22 protein-coding genes are annotated in these 20,730 nt (G+C 35.0%); 5 read left to right on the top strand and 17 right to left on the bottom strand.

Annotation, left to right across the window (positions count from 1 at the left end):
• The first annotated feature begins 126 nt into the window (after positions 1-126).
• Together J2Y60_RS02055 and J2Y60_RS02050 are read left to right on the top strand one after the other, a co-directional pair.
• A complete protein-coding gene (locus J2Y60_RS02055; RefSeq protein ID WP_309912238.1) occupies positions 127-840 on the top strand; it encodes a phytanoyl-CoA dioxygenase family protein in 714 nt (237 codons plus the stop codon).
• A gap of 21 nt (positions 841-861) precedes the next feature.
• A complete protein-coding gene (locus J2Y60_RS02050) occupies positions 862-1,134 on the top strand; it encodes a hypothetical protein (RefSeq protein ID WP_309912239.1) in 273 nt (90 codons plus the stop codon).
• Between the two features lie 31 nt (positions 1,135-1,165).
• Here the strand turns inward: J2Y60_RS02050 and J2Y60_RS02045 are convergent, their stop codons facing one another.
• The 6 genes from J2Y60_RS02045 to J2Y60_RS02020 all read right to left on the bottom strand — a co-directional run bounded on the left by J2Y60_RS02045 (position 1,166) and on the right by J2Y60_RS02020 (position 4,680).
• Positions 1,166-1,549, bottom strand: a complete 384-nt coding sequence (locus J2Y60_RS02045; RefSeq protein ID WP_309912241.1) for a hypothetical protein — start codon at positions 1,547-1,549, stop codon at positions 1,166-1,168.
• 90 nt (positions 1,550-1,639) lie between these two features.
• The gene (locus J2Y60_RS02040) at positions 1,640-2,353 is read right to left on the bottom strand and encodes an NRDE family protein (protein WP_309912243.1); all 714 of its coding nucleotides are present in this window, start codon (positions 2,351-2,353) and stop codon (positions 1,640-1,642) included.
• A gap of 47 nt (positions 2,354-2,400) precedes the next feature.
• Positions 2,401-2,901 carry a hypothetical protein gene (locus J2Y60_RS02035; RefSeq protein WP_309912244.1) on the bottom strand — a complete coding sequence of 167 codons (501 nt, stop codon included), beginning with the start codon at positions 2,899-2,901 and terminating at the stop codon, positions 2,401-2,403.
• A gap of 52 nt (positions 2,902-2,953) precedes the next feature.
• Positions 2,954-3,481: a YceI family protein gene (locus J2Y60_RS02030; protein ID WP_309912246.1), complete on the bottom strand. Its 528-nt coding sequence runs from the start codon at positions 3,479-3,481 to the stop codon at positions 2,954-2,956.
• A 5-nt stretch (positions 3,482-3,486) separates the two neighbouring features.
• Positions 3,487-4,218 carry a hypothetical protein gene (locus tag J2Y60_RS02025; protein ID WP_309912248.1) on the bottom strand — a complete coding sequence of 244 codons (732 nt, stop codon included), beginning with the start codon at positions 4,216-4,218 and terminating at the stop codon, positions 3,487-3,489.
• 36 nt (positions 4,219-4,254) lie between these two features.
• Complete coding sequence (locus tag J2Y60_RS02020) at positions 4,255-4,680, bottom strand: DM13 domain-containing protein (protein WP_309912250.1); 426 nt, start codon at positions 4,678-4,680, stop codon at positions 4,255-4,257.
• A gap of 323 nt (positions 4,681-5,003) precedes the next feature.
• On the opposite strand from J2Y60_RS02020, the gene J2Y60_RS02015 reads away from it, so the two are divergent.
• The gene (locus tag J2Y60_RS02015) at positions 5,004-6,167 is read left to right on the top strand and encodes a sigma-54 dependent transcriptional regulator (protein ID WP_309912252.1); all 1,164 of its coding nucleotides are present in this window, start codon (positions 5,004-5,006) and stop codon (positions 6,165-6,167) included.
• 81 nt (positions 6,168-6,248) lie between these two features.
• Here the strand turns inward: J2Y60_RS02015 and J2Y60_RS02010 are convergent, their stop codons facing one another.
• The 3 genes from J2Y60_RS02010 to J2Y60_RS02000 all read right to left on the bottom strand — a co-directional run bounded on the left by J2Y60_RS02010 (position 6,249) and on the right by J2Y60_RS02000 (position 9,865).
• Entirely contained in the window at positions 6,249-6,818 is a 570-nt protein-coding gene (locus tag J2Y60_RS02010; RefSeq protein ID WP_309912255.1) for a hypothetical protein, read from the bottom strand.
• A 124-nt stretch (positions 6,819-6,942) separates the two neighbouring features.
• Positions 6,943-9,129, bottom strand: coding sequence for a S9 family peptidase (locus J2Y60_RS02005; protein ID WP_309912256.1), 2,187 nt, complete (start codon positions 9,127-9,129; stop codon positions 6,943-6,945).
• Positions 9,130-9,322: 193 nt separating this feature from the next.
• Positions 9,323-9,865, bottom strand: coding sequence for a hypothetical protein (locus J2Y60_RS02000; RefSeq protein WP_309912258.1), 543 nt, complete (start codon positions 9,863-9,865; stop codon positions 9,323-9,325).
• 72 nt (positions 9,866-9,937) lie between these two features.
• Here J2Y60_RS02000 and J2Y60_RS01995 point away from each other — a divergent pair, with 72 nt between their 5' ends.
• Positions 9,938-11,005, top strand: coding sequence for an acyl transferase (locus J2Y60_RS01995; RefSeq protein WP_409014204.1), 1,068 nt, complete (start codon positions 9,938-9,940; stop codon positions 11,003-11,005).
• 1 nt (position 11,006) lies between these two features.
• On the opposite strand, the gene J2Y60_RS01990 is transcribed toward J2Y60_RS01995, so the two are convergent.
• The 4 genes from J2Y60_RS01990 to J2Y60_RS01975 all read right to left on the bottom strand — a co-directional run bounded on the left by J2Y60_RS01990 (position 11,007) and on the right by J2Y60_RS01975 (position 13,354).
• Complete coding sequence (locus J2Y60_RS01990) at positions 11,007-11,417, bottom strand: molybdenum cofactor biosynthesis protein MoaE (RefSeq protein WP_309912262.1); 411 nt, start codon at positions 11,415-11,417, stop codon at positions 11,007-11,009.
• A gap of 98 nt (positions 11,418-11,515) precedes the next feature.
• A complete protein-coding gene (locus J2Y60_RS01985; protein WP_309958955.1) occupies positions 11,516-12,004 on the bottom strand; it encodes a dihydrofolate reductase in 489 nt (162 codons plus the stop codon).
• A 19-nt stretch (positions 12,005-12,023) separates the two neighbouring features.
• Complete coding sequence (gene purU, locus J2Y60_RS01980) at positions 12,024-12,860, bottom strand: formyltetrahydrofolate deformylase (RefSeq protein WP_309912265.1); 837 nt, start codon at positions 12,858-12,860, stop codon at positions 12,024-12,026.
• Positions 12,861-12,949: 89 nt separating this feature from the next.
• Positions 12,950-13,354, bottom strand: coding sequence for a GNAT family N-acetyltransferase (locus J2Y60_RS01975; RefSeq protein ID WP_309912266.1), 405 nt, complete (start codon positions 13,352-13,354; stop codon positions 12,950-12,952).
• Between the two features lie 379 nt (positions 13,355-13,733).
• On the opposite strand from J2Y60_RS01975, the gene J2Y60_RS01970 reads away from it, so the two are divergent.
• Complete coding sequence (locus J2Y60_RS01970; RefSeq protein WP_309912268.1) at positions 13,734-14,966, top strand: isocitrate dehydrogenase (NADP(+)); 1,233 nt, start codon at positions 13,734-13,736, stop codon at positions 14,964-14,966.
• Positions 14,967-15,050: 84 nt separating this feature from the next.
• Here the strand turns inward: J2Y60_RS01970 and J2Y60_RS01965 are convergent, their stop codons facing one another.
• From J2Y60_RS01965 to J2Y60_RS01950, 4 genes are all read right to left on the bottom strand, one after another.
• Entirely contained in the window at positions 15,051-16,262 is a 1,212-nt protein-coding gene (locus tag J2Y60_RS01965; RefSeq protein WP_309912270.1) for an ATP-binding protein, read from the bottom strand.
• Positions 16,263-16,506: 244 nt separating this feature from the next.
• Positions 16,507-17,877, bottom strand: a complete 1,371-nt coding sequence (locus tag J2Y60_RS01960; protein ID WP_309912271.1) for a sigma-54 dependent transcriptional regulator — start codon at positions 17,875-17,877, stop codon at positions 16,507-16,509.
• 272 nt (positions 17,878-18,149) lie between these two features.
• The gene (locus J2Y60_RS01955) at positions 18,150-19,301 is read right to left on the bottom strand and encodes an FtsX-like permease family protein (RefSeq protein WP_309912273.1); all 1,152 of its coding nucleotides are present in this window, start codon (positions 19,299-19,301) and stop codon (positions 18,150-18,152) included.
• 168 nt (positions 19,302-19,469) lie between these two features.
• Positions 19,470-20,714, bottom strand: a complete 1,245-nt coding sequence (locus J2Y60_RS01950; RefSeq protein ID WP_309912275.1) for an ABC transporter permease — start codon at positions 20,712-20,714, stop codon at positions 19,470-19,472.
• Positions 20,715-20,730: the final 16 nt, after the last annotated feature.

Here is a 20,730-nt window from a genome sequence, read left to right as displayed (position 1 = left end):
AATCTACTCAGAATCTTTTTTGTTTTCAATGATTATAAAACATATTTTTATAGTCATTGAAAATTCAATCTCATACTTTTGCCATTTTATAATTGGTATTTGTTAATATAAGCTATTAAGTTTAACATGAATCTAAGTATTTATAACAAAATCAATAATGATGGTTTTGCTATTCTTGATAATGTTTTTAGTGACGAAGAAATCAACAATTTATTGTCGCATATCGAACAAGTAGGCACCATAAAAGATACTTTTAGAAAAACAAAAGATTTATTTGCTATCCGACAGTTCTTTAAAGAAGTCCCTGATTCGGTCAAAATAATTTTTTCGGCTAAGTTGAGACAAATTATTACTGAAATATTTGATACTGACTATTTTGTGGTGAAATCTATTTATTTCGATAAACCAGAAGATTCCAACTGGTTCGTTGCTTATCATCAAGATTTAACAATATCTGTAGATAAAAAAGTAGAGATTGAAGGATTTGACCTTTGGACAAACAAACAAAACCAATTTGCGGTACATCCGCCAATTGATATACTTGAGGATAATTTTACTATTCGTATTCACCTTGACGATACTGATGAAGCCAATGGAGCATTAAAAATAGTACCAACATCTCACTTAAAGGGAATTTATAAACCTGAAACGATTGATTGGGCAGTTGAAACTGAGACTATTTGTTCGGTAAAAAAAGGAGGAATAATGTTTATGAAACCATTGCTTTTACATGCCTCAAATAGAACGACGAATAATAAAAAGCGAAGAGTTTTGCACATAGAATTTAGTAGAAAATCATTACCTCAAAATTTAAATTGGTCTGAGTTATTAATAGTTTAAAACGATGTTAAAATTGAAATCATGAATATATCCCTAAATTCCTCATTTACATTGAATGTGCTTCCTCATAAAGAAAAGATTCGTTTAGTAGTTATCAAAGATGAGCAGGAGTTCGTTTGCAGAATTGAAAACAGAAAAAAACTTAATCAATTCATCACCAATGAATGCTCTTCTATTTTCAAAGGAAGGCTACAATTGATTAAAGATAAAGAAGACGTATTTGTACAAGTTAAAGGAGAAATCATTGGTAAAATATCAAAAAATATTTTTGAGAACTCATTAACCGTTGCATAATACTATTGTATTGCTATTATCATTAATACGCTTACTTCTTTACTGGGCTTGTAACGAAAACGTAGGTAAATAATAACGCAAACAATACATATATCAAACAAATAAACCATAGGTAAGAAAGAGCAGTATATTGCATTGCTGCTTTTAATAAAGCAATGCCTGCAATAGCAAAATGCATTAAATTACCCATTGCTAATGGTCGAGCATAAATTCCACCGATTAAAACGGTTTTAGCCATCCAGTTCATCATGGCAAAACCCAGATATAATGCCCCAAGTACTTGTAAGATTAAAACAGGAAATGTAGTTTCACTCCCACTTATAGAAGCAATAATTTCTTGTGGGAAAAATGTGCATGAGATACCAATCAGTCCCATCACTACAGCACTAGCAACCATTAAATATTTTGTATTCATTACTAATTTTCTTGAGCTTACATTATACAATGCAAAGATACGCACAGTTAGTGTCTTGCAAGTAAGGTACTAAAAACAAGCATCAATACCTTACAATACTCTATACTTCAACGCTTGTTCAGAAAGCAAATCATGAAAAGAGAAAGATAAATATTGATTTTGTTTTACTACTTGAAACACACATTGTGTTACTAACAGATTTTCCCTGTTTATACGCATATCATTCTCCTCGTCGCCTGTTCCTCCATAGAGGTGAAAATCAATTATTTGTTCAGGACTATAATTAGGATGTTTACCTTGAAAATCATCAAACCATTGCTCTCGCTGATGTCTGATTTCATCACTATACAAGGTAGCCGATGACCAAATGTGTGCCTTACTCGCATCTTTCTGAGCATGATGTAAAACTTTGCCATCCCAACGAAATTCGCATAGCTTTATATTTTCATTGTCGTTATGAATAACTATCAAAGTAAAATTTTCTATTCCTTCAAATTCGTATTGTGCCAAAAAGTCATCCGTCGAATTAAACTTGAAAAAATCCAGAATCACCTGCCCTCTACTTTGTTTATAAGGAGGATTGTGCTGATGTTTTTCAAATGCTCCGTTTAATAAGCAAAGCGTAAAGTCATCAGAAGTGGCGAACCAAGTACCCCCAGCTTGTGCATCTTTCGGGAAAAAAACCTGTTTGCCACTGATAACATACTTCCTTGGAGGTATCGCTTTGGGGCGTGCAAGGGCTTCGTCTCGATTATTGGTCAAGAAAAAACCATTTTTATTAGGCAAATAAGTAAGTACACACATTTTTAATAAATGAGTTGGTATTGATTTACATGAAATTTTAATCTGTTTTAGGCTTCAGCCATTTTGCGATGTTTAATGGTAGAATGAGCTACACCAAAGTCAGAGGAAATTTGAATAGTTGGATACACTTCATTCAACCCAATTTTGATAATCGCCAGATGATGAATAGTATGTTCTATCAGGTAAGTAAGTTCGCGAAAAAAGCTACTTGAAATATCCATTGCCTGTTCTAAACCGAATGCAGATTGAAGGGTTAATGTTCTATCGTGCTGGTAAAAATCCAAGCGATTGGCTACATTCTCTAATACTTCCAAAGCAAAACCCTTATCCCTTTCTATGCGTAAATCTCGTTCACGGGCATCATAGTTTACCATTCCTGTTTCGTACCCTTTTAAAAGACATAAGTAAAATTCAGTAATATGCCTTACGTGTTGTCCAACTGAATGATAATGCAAGGGGGCAAGATTATCTTTATACACTTCGTTTTCTAAACTCTCCATCAAATCAGCAAGCTGTTTGATAATCTCAATGTTAATTTTTTGGAGCATCTTTTTATAGTTTTATGTGAATTGAAAGCAATAATTTGTAAACATTTTCTAGTTACTGAACCACGGCATTGACTAAAATTGTAAATGTCACATCCTCACTCATGCCAAGCGTTCCTCCTCCTACAGCCCACTCTCTCCTGTTAATGGTGGTACTTCCTAAAAAGGTAGCATTGTTCCCTTCCTGTTTGAATGTAAATGGTATTTTGACATTTTTGGTAGTTTCTTTAATCGTCAAATCAAAATATCCGACAAAGTCATTGCCGAATTTTTCAATCTTTGTAGATTTCATTTTAATGGATGGATATTTAGCTACATTAAAAAAATCTTCCTTTTCCTTCAAATGTCTGTTGCGGATATTATTGTCGGTATCCAACGTAGACGCCTCTACAGAAGCCACCAAACTTGCATTATTTAAATCATTTGCATCGAATTTCAACACTCCTGAAAATCCTCTGAATTTACCATTGATGGTAGAGCCTAACATTTTTATTTTAAATGTGACCCCTGCGGTTACGGGTTTCCATTGTTGTGCAAAGGTGCTGATATTTACGAAGAGCAAACAGATTAAGATTTTTTTCATAACTTCTAAAATTTATAGGAAATTGCCACCATTGGCAAAAGGCTTTTATAGCGCCATCGGTCGTTTTCTTGGTTGGCTACAGATACTTTTTTATCGGAAGTATATTCGACAAAAAAGAAACTTAAACCACCCCGTATACCTATTGTATTATTTACCAAATAGCGCAGAAATAATTCTGAGTTTAAACTACCTTTGTCTGAATCGCTTACTAATAATAGATTAAAATTAGTTGGTTTAGCCTCTGAAACGACAGTACCATCATTGAACTTTCGCTTTGAAGCCTTGGCAATTAAATCGCCTGACTGCTTAGTACCAAAACTAAAGCCAATAGCATCTATATTGATACCAACTTCTAATTTTTGAGTAAGGGCGTATTGTAAATTAATAGTAAGATTTAATGCGTTAGCTTGTACTTTTTTTATACTAAAGGTATCAATATTTGCTACAATATCATCTGATACTAATGCTGCAAAATTGGATGTACCCGAGGTTAGGCTTGCGGGAGCTGTTCGTAACTGAATATCATTCGCAAAAAAAGACGTTAATCGTACTCCATATCCTATTTTGAAACGATAAGATTTGCCGATACCAAACATTTGAGTATATGATAGTGCCGGAGAAAATCCTGTTCCTGTAGCTAAAGCCAAATCGGCTGTTTTATAAGACGTATCATAGCCTTGAGCAAAACCTTTGATACAGACAAGACTCAACAATAAACATACAAATATTTTTTTCATTATGCTTGAATTTAATTATTTCATTTAAAAATTTCACTATAACAACTTGGCACTTCCAAACAATACACTAAATTGCCGACACCAAACCAATACGTATTTCTGTTTATCAAGCTTAGCCTCCTGTGGAACATCCAATACAAACGTACCTGTTTTATCAAGTTTTACTACGGTTACGAAATTGGTTGAACGAGTATCCTCGGCTAGATAAATGTATAGGTCTGGTCCTTGTTCAGTTTTAAAGTTTTCAAAGGATAAATATTTCTTGTCAGCGTTATTGCTATCGCTAATGATCTTAACTGTCCCTGAAACTGCATGCGCACCATTTGAAAACATACCTGTAGCTAATTCTTTTCCTTCTTTTATTTCAGGAGGCTGTACATTATTTACTGGAATGAGTTCAATATTTTTGACACATGAACTTAGTAAAGCAATACTTGAGAAAATGATGAGAAGCGATTTCATTGTTTTATGATGTTGATTACATCACAAATTTGGAAATATCCAAACAATCGCATTGTCGGCTAGGTGACCTAAAGTAAAAATGAGCGTCTATTTCAATAAATGATTACTTAACCGAGAGGAATTGAATTTAATTGAAGCAAAAAAATATGGTAAAACTATGAGCCAAATTTAATTCTTGATGCAAATTTTGCTTTTTTCATTATAAATTTGGTAGAAAGAGCAAAGTAAAGAGGATAAAATTAAGTATTTTTAATGATTACTTCTTAAATTCACAGCATAAATACCTTAAAATTGAAGCTGCACAAAATCCCCAATTCCAATTCATGGCGAAATTATTAATTATTGACGATGAAAAAGCGATTCGAGGTGCTCTGCGAGACATACTAGAGTATGAAGGCTATAATATTGACGAAGCAAACGACGGTGAACAAGGACTAGAGATGTTCAAGCAAAACGACTATGATGTGGTGCTTTGCGATATTCGTATGCCTAAAATCGATGGACTAGAGCTACTTCAAAAAGCAACAGAATTGGGACGTTCCACACAATTCATCATGATTTCGGCTTTTGGAAATGTAGAAACTGCAGTAGAAGCCACTAAACGTGGAGCCTTCGATTTTATATCTAAACCGCCTGATCTGAATCGTCTTTTAGTAACTGTAAGAAATGCAGTAGAGCGCGGTAAAATGATCATAGAAACAAAAGTTTTGAAGAAAAAAGTTTACCGATTGAATGAAATTGTTGGAGAATCTGTCGCTATTCAAAAAGTAAAAGATATTGCAGACCGTGTGGGGCCGACTGAGGCGCGTGTATTAATTACTGGTCCTAACGGGGCGGGTAAGGAAATGGTTGCGAAGCGTCTGCATGAAAAAAGTAATAGAGTAGGAATGCCTTTGATTGAAGTAAACTGTGCTGCCATTCCTGCTGAATTAATCGAATCAGAATTGTTCGGTCATGAAAAAGGCTCTTTTACTTCTGCCGTTAAACAAAGAATTGGCAAGTTTGAACAAGCAGATGGCGGAACACTATTCTTAGATGAAATTGGTGATATGTCGCTTTCGGCACAATCAAAAGTGCTGAGGGCTTTACAAGAACATAAAATTACGCGAGTAGGTGGTGATAAGGAAATCAAAATCAATGTGCGTGTTTTTGCAGCGACCAATAAGAATTTACAAGTAGAAATTGCAGAAGGACGTTTCCGTGAAGATTTGTATCACCGTTTAAGTGTGATTCCGATATATGTACCCCCACTTAAACAACGCCCAGATGATATTCCTTTGTTAGTAGATAAATTTCTTAATGATGTGGCCGATGAATATGGACAACCAACTAAGCAAATTGAAAAAGAAGCCATGGAGTATTTACAAACTTTACCTTGGACAGGGAATGTTCGTGAATTAAGAAACGTTGTCGAGAGATTAGTCATTATGTGTAATGAATTAATTACAGTAGAGGACGTTAAAATATTTGCTACGCCTGTGATTTAGTTAAAGGCTTTGGCTATTAAAAAGGGCAAATTCATTTTGAATGAATTTGCCCTTTTTAATTACACGACTTGTAAAGTCGTGCTACTGTTTAGTCGGTTTTGTCTCTTTCAACTTTTTCTCCGCCTTATCAAGCACTTCGGTTTTCCAGTTTTTATCTGTTTTAGCTGTTTCTTCTTTTTTCTCGGTATTGACTGAAAAGCCTGTTCGGTTTACGATTTTCCACTCGCCTTTTATCAATTCCATTATCCTCAGCTCTTTGGTTGCTACCTTTTTACCGTCTGTGATTTTTGTTTGGTCGAAACTAAGCCATACATAGGTTGGATTTACTTTTCTAAAATTAAAATTCTCTCTGGTATAACTTGCCTTAGTCACTTTAGGGTTCTGACCGAAATAAGTAATAACAAACTTGCTGATATTATCCCAATTTTCTTGTTGTGCTGTTAATTCTTTATCTACCTCAGCCCAATAGGTTTGTGCTGTTTGTCGAAAACAAAGGCTCCATTTTTCAAAATTCCTTGCATTAAAATAGTTAGCCTCATCGGCTATCACTTGCTTTATTTGTCCTTGTTCTTCGGGACTAGTAATATTTTGGGCAAAAGTATTATGCAGGCAAAGTAGACAGGCTACTAGTAGTAAAAAACGAAGGTTCATGGTGATGCGAATGATTAAAAGGTATAATAAATTCTTTATTCCTAGCGAGTGACTTAAGTCACTCGCTAGGAATAATTATTAGGTCACCGACAGCCAAAAGCCGAAGACCGATAGCCCATAGCCCTTATAAATTCTTCTCAATAAAATTAGTCATCATTGTATAAAGGTGGAAACGAGTGTTACCTCCATAAATACCATGATTCTTGTTTGGATAATAAAACGATTGAAACTGTTTATTAGCCTTAATCAACGCTTCTTCTAGGGCTATTGAATTCTGAAAATGTACGTTATCATCTCCCGTTCCATGTACTAATAGAAAATTCCCTTTTAAGTTTTTAGCATAGGTAACAGGCGAGTTTTCATCATAGCCCTTTGCATTTTCCTGAGGAGTTCTTAAGAATCTTTCAGTATAAATACTATCATAAAAACGCCAGTTCGTAACTGGAGCAACAGCAATGGCTGCTTTGAAATAATCAGCACCTTGGAACAAACAATTTGATGACATATATCCACCATAACTCCATCCTTGAATCCCGATTCTAGTTTTATCTACATAAGGTAAATTTCCCCAATATTTTGCAGCTTCTATTTGGTCTTTTACTTCTAGTTTTCCTAAGTTCAGGTAAGTACATTTCTTAAAATCTGCTCCTTTTCCACCAGTACCACGGTTATCTACACAAGCAACGATGTATCCTTTCTGAGCTAAATGCTGATACCAAAATGAATTAAAACTATCAAACTGATTTAATACCTGCTGACTTCCCGGTCCACCATATAGAAACATAAATACTGGATATTTTTTCTTAGGGTCAAAATTAGTAGGCTTAATCATCCATGCGTTCAACTCAATGTTTTCAGATGTTGTGATGGTCATAAACTCCTTTTTGGCTAAATCATAAGTTTCAAGGGTTTTTCTTAGTTCAGCATTGTCTTCTAACACTTTTACTAACTGTCCCGAGAGAGCTTTGTGTAAACTTACCTTTACTGGACTATTCGCCGCCGAATGATTGAGGATGTAGTATTTAAAATCATTGCTGAAATTAGCACTATTCATTCCCTTCTCTTGCGAAAGCTGTTTTTTGTTTTTCCCATCTAAAGAAATACTAAATAATTGGCGTTCGGTATTAGATAATTCGGTAGACGTAAAGTAAAGTGTTTTTGTTTTTTCATCAATCCCATAAAAATCATCTACTTCCCATTTACCAGTGGTGATTTGCTGTATCAATTTACCCGTAATATCATAATGATAAAGGTGTTTGAAACCGTCTTTTTCCGAAGATGCAATGAATGATTTCCCGTCAGACAAATACGTTAAATCATCCGCAAAATGTTCAACATCTACATAGGTTCTACTTTCTTCTGTATGGATTACTTTAGTATTACCCGTTAAAGCATCAGCGTGAAGAATATCCAAATGGTTTTGTAAACGATTCATTTTTGTGATAGACAACACATTAGCATCCTGTGTCCAGCGAATCCTTGGCACATAAATATCAGTATCGTAACCAATATCCATTTTAGTGCTTTTTACTTCATTCAGGTGATACACCGAAATAGCTACTTTAGAATTTGCTTCTCCTGCTTTTGGGTACTTATAACGGTAATCTGTAGGATATAATTTACCCCACATTTGCAAATTATATTCTGGTACATTGCTCTCATCAAAAGTATAATAGGCTATTTTCTTGCTATCGGGTGACCATTGAAAGGCACGAGCAAAAGAGAATTCTTCTTCATAAACCCAGTCGCAAGCACCATTGATAATATGATTCCATTTTCCATCATTCGTAATTTTCTGCTCTGTCATAGTACTTAAATCTACGATAAATAAGTTGTTTTGACGCACAAAAGCTACTTTAGAACCGTCAGGAGAAAAAGTAGCAAACATTTGTTTCCCTCCGCTAGAAAGTTGAACAAGTTTCTTTGTTTTCAAATCATATACAAAATTTTCTTCTTTCGAACTACGTCGATAAATAGGCTCTGATTCTGTACTTATCAATAATTTTTGTTCATCTGCAGAAAGTGCGTAGTCATCTATTACTATTTTTTTTCCTAGATTTTCTACACTTACTGCTTCATTAAAGATGGTCTCTACCGCCGCACCATCTGTCACTTGATATTTGATAACTTTGCCATTATCAAGGGCAGTATAAAATGCACCATCTTTCATCCAATTGACATTTTCTACTTGTTTTTGGTTGAAAGTATATTTAGTCCAAATATCTTCTAAGCTAACTTTCTTTTTTTGTGCAAACACTGGAGTATTCACAGCGTAAATAATGATGAAGGCAATATAAAGCAGTTTTTTCACGAATATTATGGGGCTTGGTTGTTGATTGGTTGATTTTTGGAATGTTTTTTATACAAAATATAAAAGCTTTCTATGTTATTGTCAAAGATAAAAAAAATAGAGGAAAAGGCTGTTAGAAAGCTTGATTAAGCTAAAACAAAATTGGCATGACCGAAGCCATGCCAATTTTGAGCGTAATATTTTATAACTGATTCTATTTATTAAAAATAACAACCTCAGGGGTTTCAGTAGTATTACTTGTGTTCATCGCCCTGTCTTTAATGGTCACTTCAAACTTCACTGTATCCTTTTTACCCGTTAGATTAGGTATCCCTGCGAAGTTAAGGTATTCAAAATTGACAGAATAATCTACAACGCCTTCGATAGGACCAGCCTTAGTACCATCTTTTAAATGGAATAATATATTCCCTCCAAATTTCACACTAGGGTCGCTCAATACGAACTTGCCATTCTTTTTTACATATAAATCAATCAAGAAAGTTCTGACATCTAACCCATATTTTTTTTGCAAAGCTGCAAATTCCTGAGCATTAAATCCTAAGTCACCATCACCATCTTGAAAGTTAATAGAAATAATCACAGAGTCTTTTTTAGTCACCCCTAATTGAGTTGGTTTCTCTGTAGTGATAATACGAACATTATTATATGAAATACTGGGTATATTACTAAAATCTGGTACGCCCGTACAAGAAAACATAAGCACTAAAAAACTAAAGATGTATAAGTTCTTTCTCATAGCATTTAAAAACATTTTAACGGTATAACGATTTTCCTCGCTTCCTTGTTGTTTTATTGTTCTGTAAAGTTAATGATTTGCTTAATTTTGCAGAACGATATTAGATTGATTTCACGAATCGACCCCAAAATGATAACATCAGCACAATTAAAAGCAAGCGTACTCAACGTAAATACACAAAATTTTGATGACTTGGCACTAAACATTTTCCGTTTTCAAGCTCACAATAACGTTACTTATGCAAAGTACTTAAAATATCTACAAGTTGATGTATCAAAGGTTGAGTCAATCAAAGACATTCCATTTTTACCGATTGAATTTTTCAAAACTCAGACCATCCTCAGTGGTGAAGTACAGCCAAAAGTAATTTTTGAAAGTAGCGGAACGACAGGGCAAAATACATCAAGACACTTGGTAGCCGACCCTGATTTCTATTTGCAAATTGCCGAGCAGATTTTTGAAAAATTCTATGGTAAACTCTCCGAATTTCAAATTCTGGCATTGCTCCCTTCCTATCTTGAGCGAAACAATTCTTCTTTGGTATATATGGTTGAGCATTTTATCAAACAAAGTAAATCGCCAGATTCAGGGTTTTATCTCAATAATTACAACGAACTAGCAACTACCTTAAAAAGAATTGCCTCAGAGGATTCTTCTAAAAAAATATTATTAATCGGGGTGACCTTTGGCTTACTAGATTTTGCCGAAGCGGGCTTAGACTTATCTTTTCTTCAAACATTTCAACACTTAACAGTAATGGAAACAGGCGGTATGAAAGGACGAAGAAAAGAATTGCTCCGCGAAGAAGTACATGAAATACTGACGAATGCCTTTTATGTCGATAAAATTCATTCAGAATATGGCATGACCGAATTATTATCGCAAGGATATTCTTTTGGCGAGGGTATTTTTGATTTACCTCCTTCGATGAAAATCTTATTAAGAGATGTAAACGACCCTTTTAATGTTGAACATCAAACCCGAGGAGGCATCAATGTAATTGATTTGGCCAATGTAGACTCTTGCTCATTTATTGAAACCAAAGATCTAGGCTCATTTATCCCTGACACTGGACAATTTAGGGTATTAGGCAGATTTGACAATTCAGATATTCGCGGTTGTAACCTGATGATTTTATAAATCAGGGATGGGCTTCTAGCCACTCTTCACCATCTTTATAAACCTCTCTTTTCCAGATAGGTACTACTTGTTTCAGGGTATCGATTAGCCATTGGCAAGCTTCAAAAGATGCAGCTCGATGTGGTGTGGAAACAGCAATTACCACGGCCACATCACCAATTTCTAACGTTCCTTTGCGATGTATCATTACAATTTTTTCAATCTCCCATTTTCCTTTGGCTTGGTCGGCTAATTCTTGCATTTTTTTGACAGCCATCGTATCATACGTTTCAAAGATGAGTCTTACTACTTCTTTGGCATTATTATGATTTCTGACAGTTCCGATAAATACATCCACTGCTCCCGCACGTTCTGACTGTGCTGCATCTATACAAGCTTGAATATCAATGGCTTTGTCCGCTATTTGTATCATTTAAAATATTCGTTTAGTCTAAAGAAAATTTTGAAGAATGTTAACGCACGAAAATTTAAATCCTAATTTTCAAATCAACACATCTTCAAATTTTCAAATTATTTCTCCAATTCCACAAAAGAGTATCTATACAAATGCTTCTCGTCGGTTTCATGGTCTATCCTACTTACCTCTTCCCAAATATTTTTATCAATGGATGGGAAAAAAGTATCTCCTTCAAAAGCATGATGCACTTCTGTCAGATAAATTTTATCTGCAAAAGGCAAGGACAGACGATAAATCTCTGCACCACCAATGATAAATGTTTCGTTATCTTCTATCTCACTAGCTGCTTCAATAGCATCTTCCAAAGAATGAACGGTTATACAGCCTTCCACTTGAAAATCTTGGTCTCTGGTAATGATAATGGAAGTACGATTTGGCAAAGGTTTACCGATAGATTCAAAGGTTTTACGCCCCATAATCACTGGATGCCCAGTTGTAAGTCGTTTGAACATCTTTAAATCTTCGGGCAATCGCCAAATTAGTTGATTATTGTGCCCGATAACGCCGTTTTCAGCAACGGCTACGATGATTGATAATTTCAATGTAGTTTGATTTAACTTTTTACTCAAAAATAATCGTCTTGTTGCCATGAATAAACACACGATCTTCAAAAACAAATTTCAAGGCTTTGGCCAATACTATTTTCTCTACATCCCGTCCCGCCTGAGCCATCTCTAAGGCATTTTTGGTGTGGTCTACCCTTGTGATGTCTTGAAAAATAATTGGTCCTTCATCTAAATCATCTGTTACAAAATGCGCTGTTGCACCAATAATTTTTACACCTCTGTGGTGTGCTTGTTTATAGGGATTAGCCCCTATAAAAGCAGGCAAGAACGAATGATGAATATTGACAACTTTCTTACTGAACTTCTTGGTAAATTCTGGCGTGAGGATACGCATAAACTTGGCAAGAATCAGATAGTCTGGCGAGTAGCTTGTCACTACCTCCTCTATCTGTTTCTCATGTTCAGCACGGGTAATTCCCTCCGCTGGCACATGATGAAATGGTATATTAAATTTTTCTGTAAGCGGACGTAATACTTCATGATTGCCAATGACTGCTAAAATATTAAATGGCAAATCGTTGAATTCATTTCTAATCAATAAATCTGAAAGGCAGTGATGTTCTTTGGTAACCAATACTACTACATCTTTTACTTGTTTGGTCGTAAGGTCGATATTGGCAGTACTTGGCAAAATTCCTCTTAGTCCATCTTCAATTCTTTCTGGGTCGCAGTCGCCAGAAAAAGCTACACGCATGAAAAAAAGATTGTTATCAACATCTACAAACTCGTCGGTACGTTCAATATTAAGGTTATTAAAAAAAAGTACTCCTGTAATTTTATGAACAAGTCCCTTTTCGTCGGTACAATCAATTCTTAATATATAATCAGTCATTTTTAATTAAAATTAAATTTGGGTTTTCAGTGTTTTACTCAAAACATAAACGCTTGATGTGGGTTCGATTCCCACTGGTGTCGTAAAGATTAAAATGTTCTACTCATCTTCACAAACTCAATTCCATCTTTTGTCCAAGTTTCCGACACGATTTCAAAACCAAATTTTTGATAAAACGGATAAGCACTTACTCTGGCATTACACCAGAGATTCTTTATATGTTGTTTTTCGCATTCTTCAATCAGTGCTTGAAGTAATACAGAACCATAACCTTTGCCTTGATGAGCTACTTTTGTAGCAAATTTTCTAAACTGGGCATTTTCTTCTTCTAAAAATAAGGATACAACAGAAAGCAATTCAGTATTTTCGAATACTCCAAAATGCACCCCTCTTTCATCTTCTTCTAATTGCACATAAGCTAGTGGTTTATCTGGCCACATTACGCTTTGTCGGATTGACCAAGTATCGTTAGGATTTATTTTTCTGACTTCCACAAATACTATTGATTAATATCATTTTGCTTTAATTAAAATACAAAGTAAGTAGATTAATTGTTATTCTTTTCAAAGCCTTTATTACTATTTTGGTTAAAAGGCTTTTTCTAGAGGTATTTATAAGCAGTAATGATGTATTTTTATCAAACAACTGAATGTTAGTTTTATTAACAACCCTATTTTCCAATATTTTTATTTTCAGGCACTTAAAATTGTATTTTTTTCAAGCCTTAGCCAATCTATATAGAATTTAGAGAAACAAAACACATTCCGTATTAATTCATTGATTACCTTTGCCCCAAAATCATTCTTTAAATAAAAGAAATTTGAATTAATTCAAACAATTAAAGTTCAAAATTCCCAATTAGCATATTTCACAATGGAAAAAATTAAAGTTGCGAACCCTGTCGTTGAATTAGATGGCGACGAAATGACTCGAATTATCTGGAAATTCATTAAGGATAAGTTGATTACTCCTTACTTAGATGTAGATATTAAATACTACGATTTAGGAATGGAATACCGTGACGAAACTAATGACCAAGTTACGATTGATGCAGCAAATGCTATCAAAGAATATGGTGTTGGTATCAAATGTGCTACAATCACTCCAGACGAACAACGTGTTGAAGAGTTCGGCTTGAAACAAATGTGGAAATCGCCAAACGGAACAATTCGTAATATTTTGGATGGTACTGTTTTCCGTGAGCCAATCGTTTGTTCTAACGTTCCAAGATTAGTACCAAACTGGACAGCTCCAATCATGATTGGTCGTCACGCTTTTGGTGACCAATACCGTGCTACTGACTTCTTAACAAAAGGAAAAGGTAAATTAACAGTTACTTTCACACCTGAAGATGGTTCTGAACCACAAACTTTTGAAGTATTCAACTTCAAAAACGACGGTGTAGCTTTAACAATGTATAACACTGACGAGTCTATCCGAGGTTTTGCTCACTCATGTTTCAACATGGCATTAAGCAAAGGATGGCCTTTATATTTATCTACTAAAAACACCATCTTGAAAAAATACGATGGTCGTTTCAAAGATATTTTCGAAGAAATTTACCAAGCAGATTACAAAGCGAAATTCGTTGAAGCAGGTATTGTTTACGAACACCGTTTGATTGATGACATGGTAGCTTCGGCATTGAAGTGGAATGGTAATTTCGTTTGGGCTTGTAAAAACTACGATGGAGACGTTCAGTCTGATACAGTTGCACAAGGTTTCGGTTCATTAGGTTTGATGACTTCAGTATTGATTACTCCAGACGGAAAAACAATGGAAGCTGAAGCAGCACATGGTACTGTTACTCGTCACTACCGTGACCACCAAAAAGGAAAACCAACTTCAACGAACCCAATTGCTTCTATCTTCGCTTGGACTCGTGGTTTGGAATTCCGTGGTAAATTAGATGATAACCAAGAGTTAATCAACTTCTGCCAAACGTTAGAAAAAGTTTGTGTTGAAACAGTTGAATCTGGTAAAATGACTAAAGACTTAGCAGTTTGTATTCACGGAAATAAAGTGAATCATGGCGAGCATTATTTATATACTGAAGAATTCTTAGCTGCTTTAGATGAAAATCTTAAAGCTGCTTTGGCGAAATAATTTTCGCTTTTCTTCAATATTATAAGAGGGCAAAATCTTAATGATTTTGCCCTCTTTGTTTTTTACAAGGTTTTTGTTGATATGTTACAAACGATATTCAATTACAAATGCTGTCCAACCGTCAGGTTTGGTTTGTAAAGAAAAATTGAAGCCATGATTATTCAGTATCTCTCTGCAAAGCATTAATCCTATACCTTGCCCTTCTGGTTTATCGCTAAAGAATGGCGTAAACAATTGCTGTTCAATGGCTTTTGGAATGGGCTTTCCATTATTCGCAATCACAATTTGTTTCTCATCAACATTGATAGCAATGGTTTCATCGCTACTCCCTTCACAAGCTTCAATAGCATTTTTTAATACATTCACTAATACTTGCTCTATTTGGCCAACATCTATTAAAACAAGTTTTCCCTCTCCCTTATAATTACTAATTATCAAGATACCCTTTTGCTCTATTTGCAGGCGCATCAATTGTACAGTATTTTTTACAAGGCTAGCGATATTCCTTTCTTCTTTATTAGGCAAAGGCAGACGGACAATATCAGCAAAACGCCTCATGAAAAGATTCAAACGGTCGTTGCGTTCGGTAGCTACTCTTAAGGCATTTGATAAATCTTCTTCTTCAATATATTTTTTGGTTACTTCCAGAATAGAGTTTACAGCTCCTATTGAATTGTTGACTTCATGAGCCATCATTCTGATTACCTTGCCATAAGCCTTCTTTTCAGTCGCTAGAATTTCAGTGGTCAATTCTTCAATCAGTAGAAATGGGCGAGCAAAGCCCCTATCCATAAAAAATGAACGCTGTATTTTATAAGTAGCCAAGCCATTTAATTGGACAGTTTGGGCTTCTTTATTTTCTAATAATAGTAAATATGGAATAATGGGATGAGGAATCTGACTTAATGGTAAAGTATTTGGTAAATATTCAGGCAAAGAAAAAAGCTCTTGTGCTTTTGGATTGGTCTTAACGATATTGCCATCAAAGTCTAAAATGATAATCGCTATTGGCGAAGCCTGAATGAGTTTTTCCAGAAAAAAATGCTGTTCAACTACCTGTAAGCGTTCTTGTCGGAGTTGGTCTATCATGGCATTATACACTGCTATCAGTTCATCCATTTCGTACTTGCCTACAGGTTTGAATTTCACCGCAAAATCTTGGTCTTTAATAGCCTCTGCACCCATCAACAAGAATTTTAGCGGTTGTATAAAGTCTTGATACAACTGCACAGCAATGATTAATGAGGCAAGCACCAATAATTCAGAAAGGATAAAATAGAGTTTGTTTTCATTCAAAAGCCGAAACGTTAAAAAGATAATAACGGCATGAATGAGCGTAACAAAAATGATATATTTTACTTTTAAGGACAAATGAATAGTTGTGAGTTAGTGAGTTAGTGAATGATTTTTTATGAGTTGTGAGTTAGTGAATTGTGAATTAGCGAGTTTTTAGTTGATTATTTTATAATTATGTAATAATCAGTCATAAATTTGCCCCTAAATGAAATAAATCACTAACTCACAACTCACTCATTCACAATTACTCCACAAAAGGTATATTAAATTTTTCCAGCCTTCTGTACAAAGCAAAGCGTGTAATGCCTAGCGAACGAGCTACTTTTGATATTTTGTTTTGATGAAAAGCCATTGCTCTTTGAATCATTAACAATTCTATTTCATCCAAAGTCATCGTCCCAACTTCTGGTAGCGTATTCTTGTTCGCTTGTATGGTATTAATAGAAATATTCTTTTGAAAATCCTCAATCGCTAGTTCATCTTTAGGCGTGAGTAAAATTGTTTTTTCAACTAAATTTTTCAGTTGACGTATATTCCCTGGTAAAGGTAAAGATTTCAACCAATTGATCGCTTTAGGAGCTATTGTTAAATAGGGGCGTTCGTAAATAGTTTTGAGATTATTGACAAAATAGATAGCCAGTGAAGCAATGTCATCAGGTCTTTCTCGTAAAGCGGGCAATTTTACTGAGATAAGATTGATTCGATAAAATAAATCTTCCCTGAAAGTATTGTTCGCCACCATTTCTTCCAAATTACGATTAGTTGCACAGATGACTCTTACATCTACTGTCTTGCTTTTGCTGCTTCCCAGTGGTTCAAAGGTTCTATCTTGCAATACCCTTAATAATTTCACCTGACTTGATAAATCTAAATCTCCGATTTCATCTAAGAATATTGTGCCTTTATTGGCCAGTTCAAAACGCCCTATCCTATCGGATTTAGCATCTGTAAAAGCTCCACGTATATGTCCAAACAATTCACTTTCAAATAAACTAGCCGAAACACCTCCTAAATTTACTTTAATAAAAGGCTTGTTTTTTCTTTTACTATTTTGATGAATGGCCTCTGCAATCAATTCTTTCCCTGTGCCGCTTTCGCCTGTAATCAATACGGGAGCATCAGTAATACCTACTCTACCAATCGTTTCAAGGATTTCTAATAGCTTTGGGTCTTCGCCCACGATGTGCTCAAACTGGTACTGTTGGTCTAACTTTTTACGATTGAGCGATTGTACTTTTTGCTGAGAAAGATTTAAAATCGTGTTAATCGACTGGATGATATAATCGTTCTGCCACGGTTTAGTCATAAAATCCTTAGCCCCCAATTTCATTCCTTCAACAGCCAAATTGATAGTTCCCCAACCTGTCAACAAAATAATGGCAATATCAGGAAAAGTGCCACGGATAATTTTTAAGGCCTTTATTCCTTCGTCTCCAGAAGTTTCAATCGAGAAGTTAAGGTCTAGTATAATTAAATGTGGTTGAAATTCTTCGATAATATCCATCGCCAAAACAGGTGAAGAGGTCGTCTTCACCTGAAAGCCTTCTTGCCGAAGCATCAACGAAAGGGATGTCTGTACGGCTATATCATCATCTATGACTAATATTTTGTTCATGTTTTTAAGCTGTGAGCAATGAGCTTTGAGCCTTGAGCTTTTTTATTTTAGCTTTCTTTGAGCAATGAGATATGAGAAATGCTATGAGCATTGAGCGTTAAACGATTGAATTCTCATAACTCACTACTCAAAGCTAAATTCTATTATTCATATTTTTGAGCTGTGAGCGTTGAGCTACGAGCTTTGATAAATGAGTAAACCAATGAATTATAAGCTTTAAACTCTTAAAAATCTCATGGCTCAAAACTCATAGCTCACGGCTAACAGCTAATTTACTGTTCATGCAGAGCCATTGCTGGTTGAATTTTGGCGGCTTGGCGGCTTGGGTAATAAGCACAAAGCGTTACGATGCCATATAAGATAACAATAGAAAGTCCGATTGCCATCCAATAGATACTTGCTTTTAAATCAAACACATTCATCAAAGGAAACTGTACGGCAAACAATATTCCTATCAACATTCCGAAAGTGGCAATTACCCACATTTCGCCTACAAATTGAATTTTAACATTGCCTTCAGTAGCTCCCATCGCCCTCCGTACACCTATTTCTTCACGGCGTTTGGCAATATTTAAATTCAAAATGCCAAACAGTCCCATCGCTACATTCACTAATAGAAACACCGTAATGATTAGAAAAATTATCACAGGAACTAGTGCTAAATTATGTTGGTTTTTTCGTTGGTCTGTAAGATAACTTACTTCAGTTGTCCATTCTTTAGCGATTGCACCAATATCTTTGACTAGTTTTGCCTCAAAATTAGCATCTGTTCCCGGTTTTATTTTGATAAGCACTTTCGAGTATTGGTATTTATCATCGATTAAAGTAAAGATACAAGGTTCATTATTGGTAAATTCTCCCTTGGCTTTAAAATTATCAACCACACCAACTATTTTCTGGTCTTCGCCCAATACTTTTCCAATGGGGTTTATGTCGCCAAATAAATTCTCTTGCGTTTTTTTATTAATCACTACGGCCTTAAATTTAGCCACTGCATCAGCTTTTTTATACCAACTGCCTTGCAGGATTTTGAGGTTTAATGTTTTTGCAAAATTTTCATCCGTAAAGTAATAATCCCCATTCGTATTATTCTTTTTATATGAAATCCCTCCATTATGCTGACTAAAGGAGAAAGGAGAATTATTAGACATCCTAGTCGCTATTTCTACTTCTGGATACGACTTTATTTTCTGATAGATGCTATTTAACTTTTCTTTAACAGCAGTAGTATCTTGGTTTGTCGAGAGTTCTAAAGCCCATATATTATCGTATTGAAAACCGATTGGCTCTAAATAATTTTTAAAATTATAGCTAATGAGTGTCATCACTCCAAAAAGCACAAGAAAGGAAATCCAAATTTCGACCATCAATAAAGTGTGGGTCTTTTTTTTGTTCCAAATGAGTTTAAATAAATGCTGTAACATATCAGTTGTGAATTAGTGAATGAGTGATTTAGTGATTGTTTTTAGTTGTGAATGAGTGTGTTGTGAGTTAGTGATTCTTGTTATTTGTCGAATCAAAAATCTCATCGCTCATTGCTCAAAGCTAAAAACCAAACAGCCGATAGCTGAAATCCGATAGCCGATAGCCTCTTAAGAGCTTTTCAGTGCGTCTATAACTTTCATTTTTGACATTCTGATGGCTGGTACTACGCCTGAGAGTAATCCGAAAATCAAACAAACCAATAAACTCACACCGAATACACTAAAATTAATCGTTAGGTCAGCATAAAGAATTAAACCACTTTGATTGAAAATAGCAATAATAATAGCCGTGAGTGTCAAAGCGAAACCTCCACCAATCATCGTAATAAAAATATTCTCAATGATAAACTGCCAAGCAAGCGAGCTAGAGGGTGCACCAAAAGCCTTGCGGATGCCTATCTCAGAAGCTCTTTCCATGATTCTACTCACATTCAAATTCACTAGATTGATAGCGGGCAACCCCATTAACATCAACACAATAAAACTTATGATGATGTATATATAAATCTCCTTACCGTTTCTCAAAAGGCTGTATAACACAGTATCTACATAAGGCTGTGCTTTCACGTCGATAATATCAAACTTATTCCCAAAAGACTGTATGGGTAAAGGTATTTTATTCACTGATGCATCAAACTCTTTTTGGATTTCAACAAAATCGCTTTTGTCTTTTGCCAAGATAATCACCGTAAAATTACCTTGTATGCTCTTTGATTGATAATTACTTTTAGGCAGATTATAAGGGAAAAACACATCAGAGAAAGTCATAAATCGAGTAACAGGTGCCGATTTAACAACCCCAATTACTTTAAATTTTTCATTATCCACTTCTATCATTTTTCCAATGGCCGATGCCGTTTCATCTTCAAAATACTGCTTTTTCATGGCATCAGTAATCACAACAACATGGTCGCCATTAGCAATATTTTGATGATTAAAAGGCTTTCCTTCCAAAAATTCATAATCGGTTACTTCCCAAAAATTAGGATCACAGTATTTTGTACTAACCTTAATTCTGCGACCATTCAAATACGAATTAGCCGAACTTATCATGGTTGAAAACCCTACATTTTCAGGTGTTTTCAAAGGCTTGATATGTGTTTTGATGAAATCATAAGAGAGAGCCCCTCCATTCATAGACGTTTTGGCAGAATCGTATAAAGCTACATTCATGATATACAGCGACCTATCTCGTTTGTTTTCAGGATAATGACTTCCCACCAAATGGTCTAGGAAAGAAGTAATGACCATCAGCACCGTTAGCGTGAGCGTAATACCAAACAGCGTAATAAACGTATAAAATGGATGCCTAAGCAGGACTTTCCATGCAATTTTAATATAATTGAACAGCATGATTTTTATATTTTAG

It is taken from the genome of Arcicella sp. BE140, from assembly GCF_031456255.1.
In the GTDB taxonomy this organism is placed as follows: Bacteria; Bacteroidota; Bacteroidia; order Cytophagales; family Spirosomataceae; genus Arcicella; species Arcicella aquatica.
The sequence above is the reverse complement of the archived record's forward strand: the minus strand, read 5'-3'. Positions and strand labels throughout refer to the sequence as shown.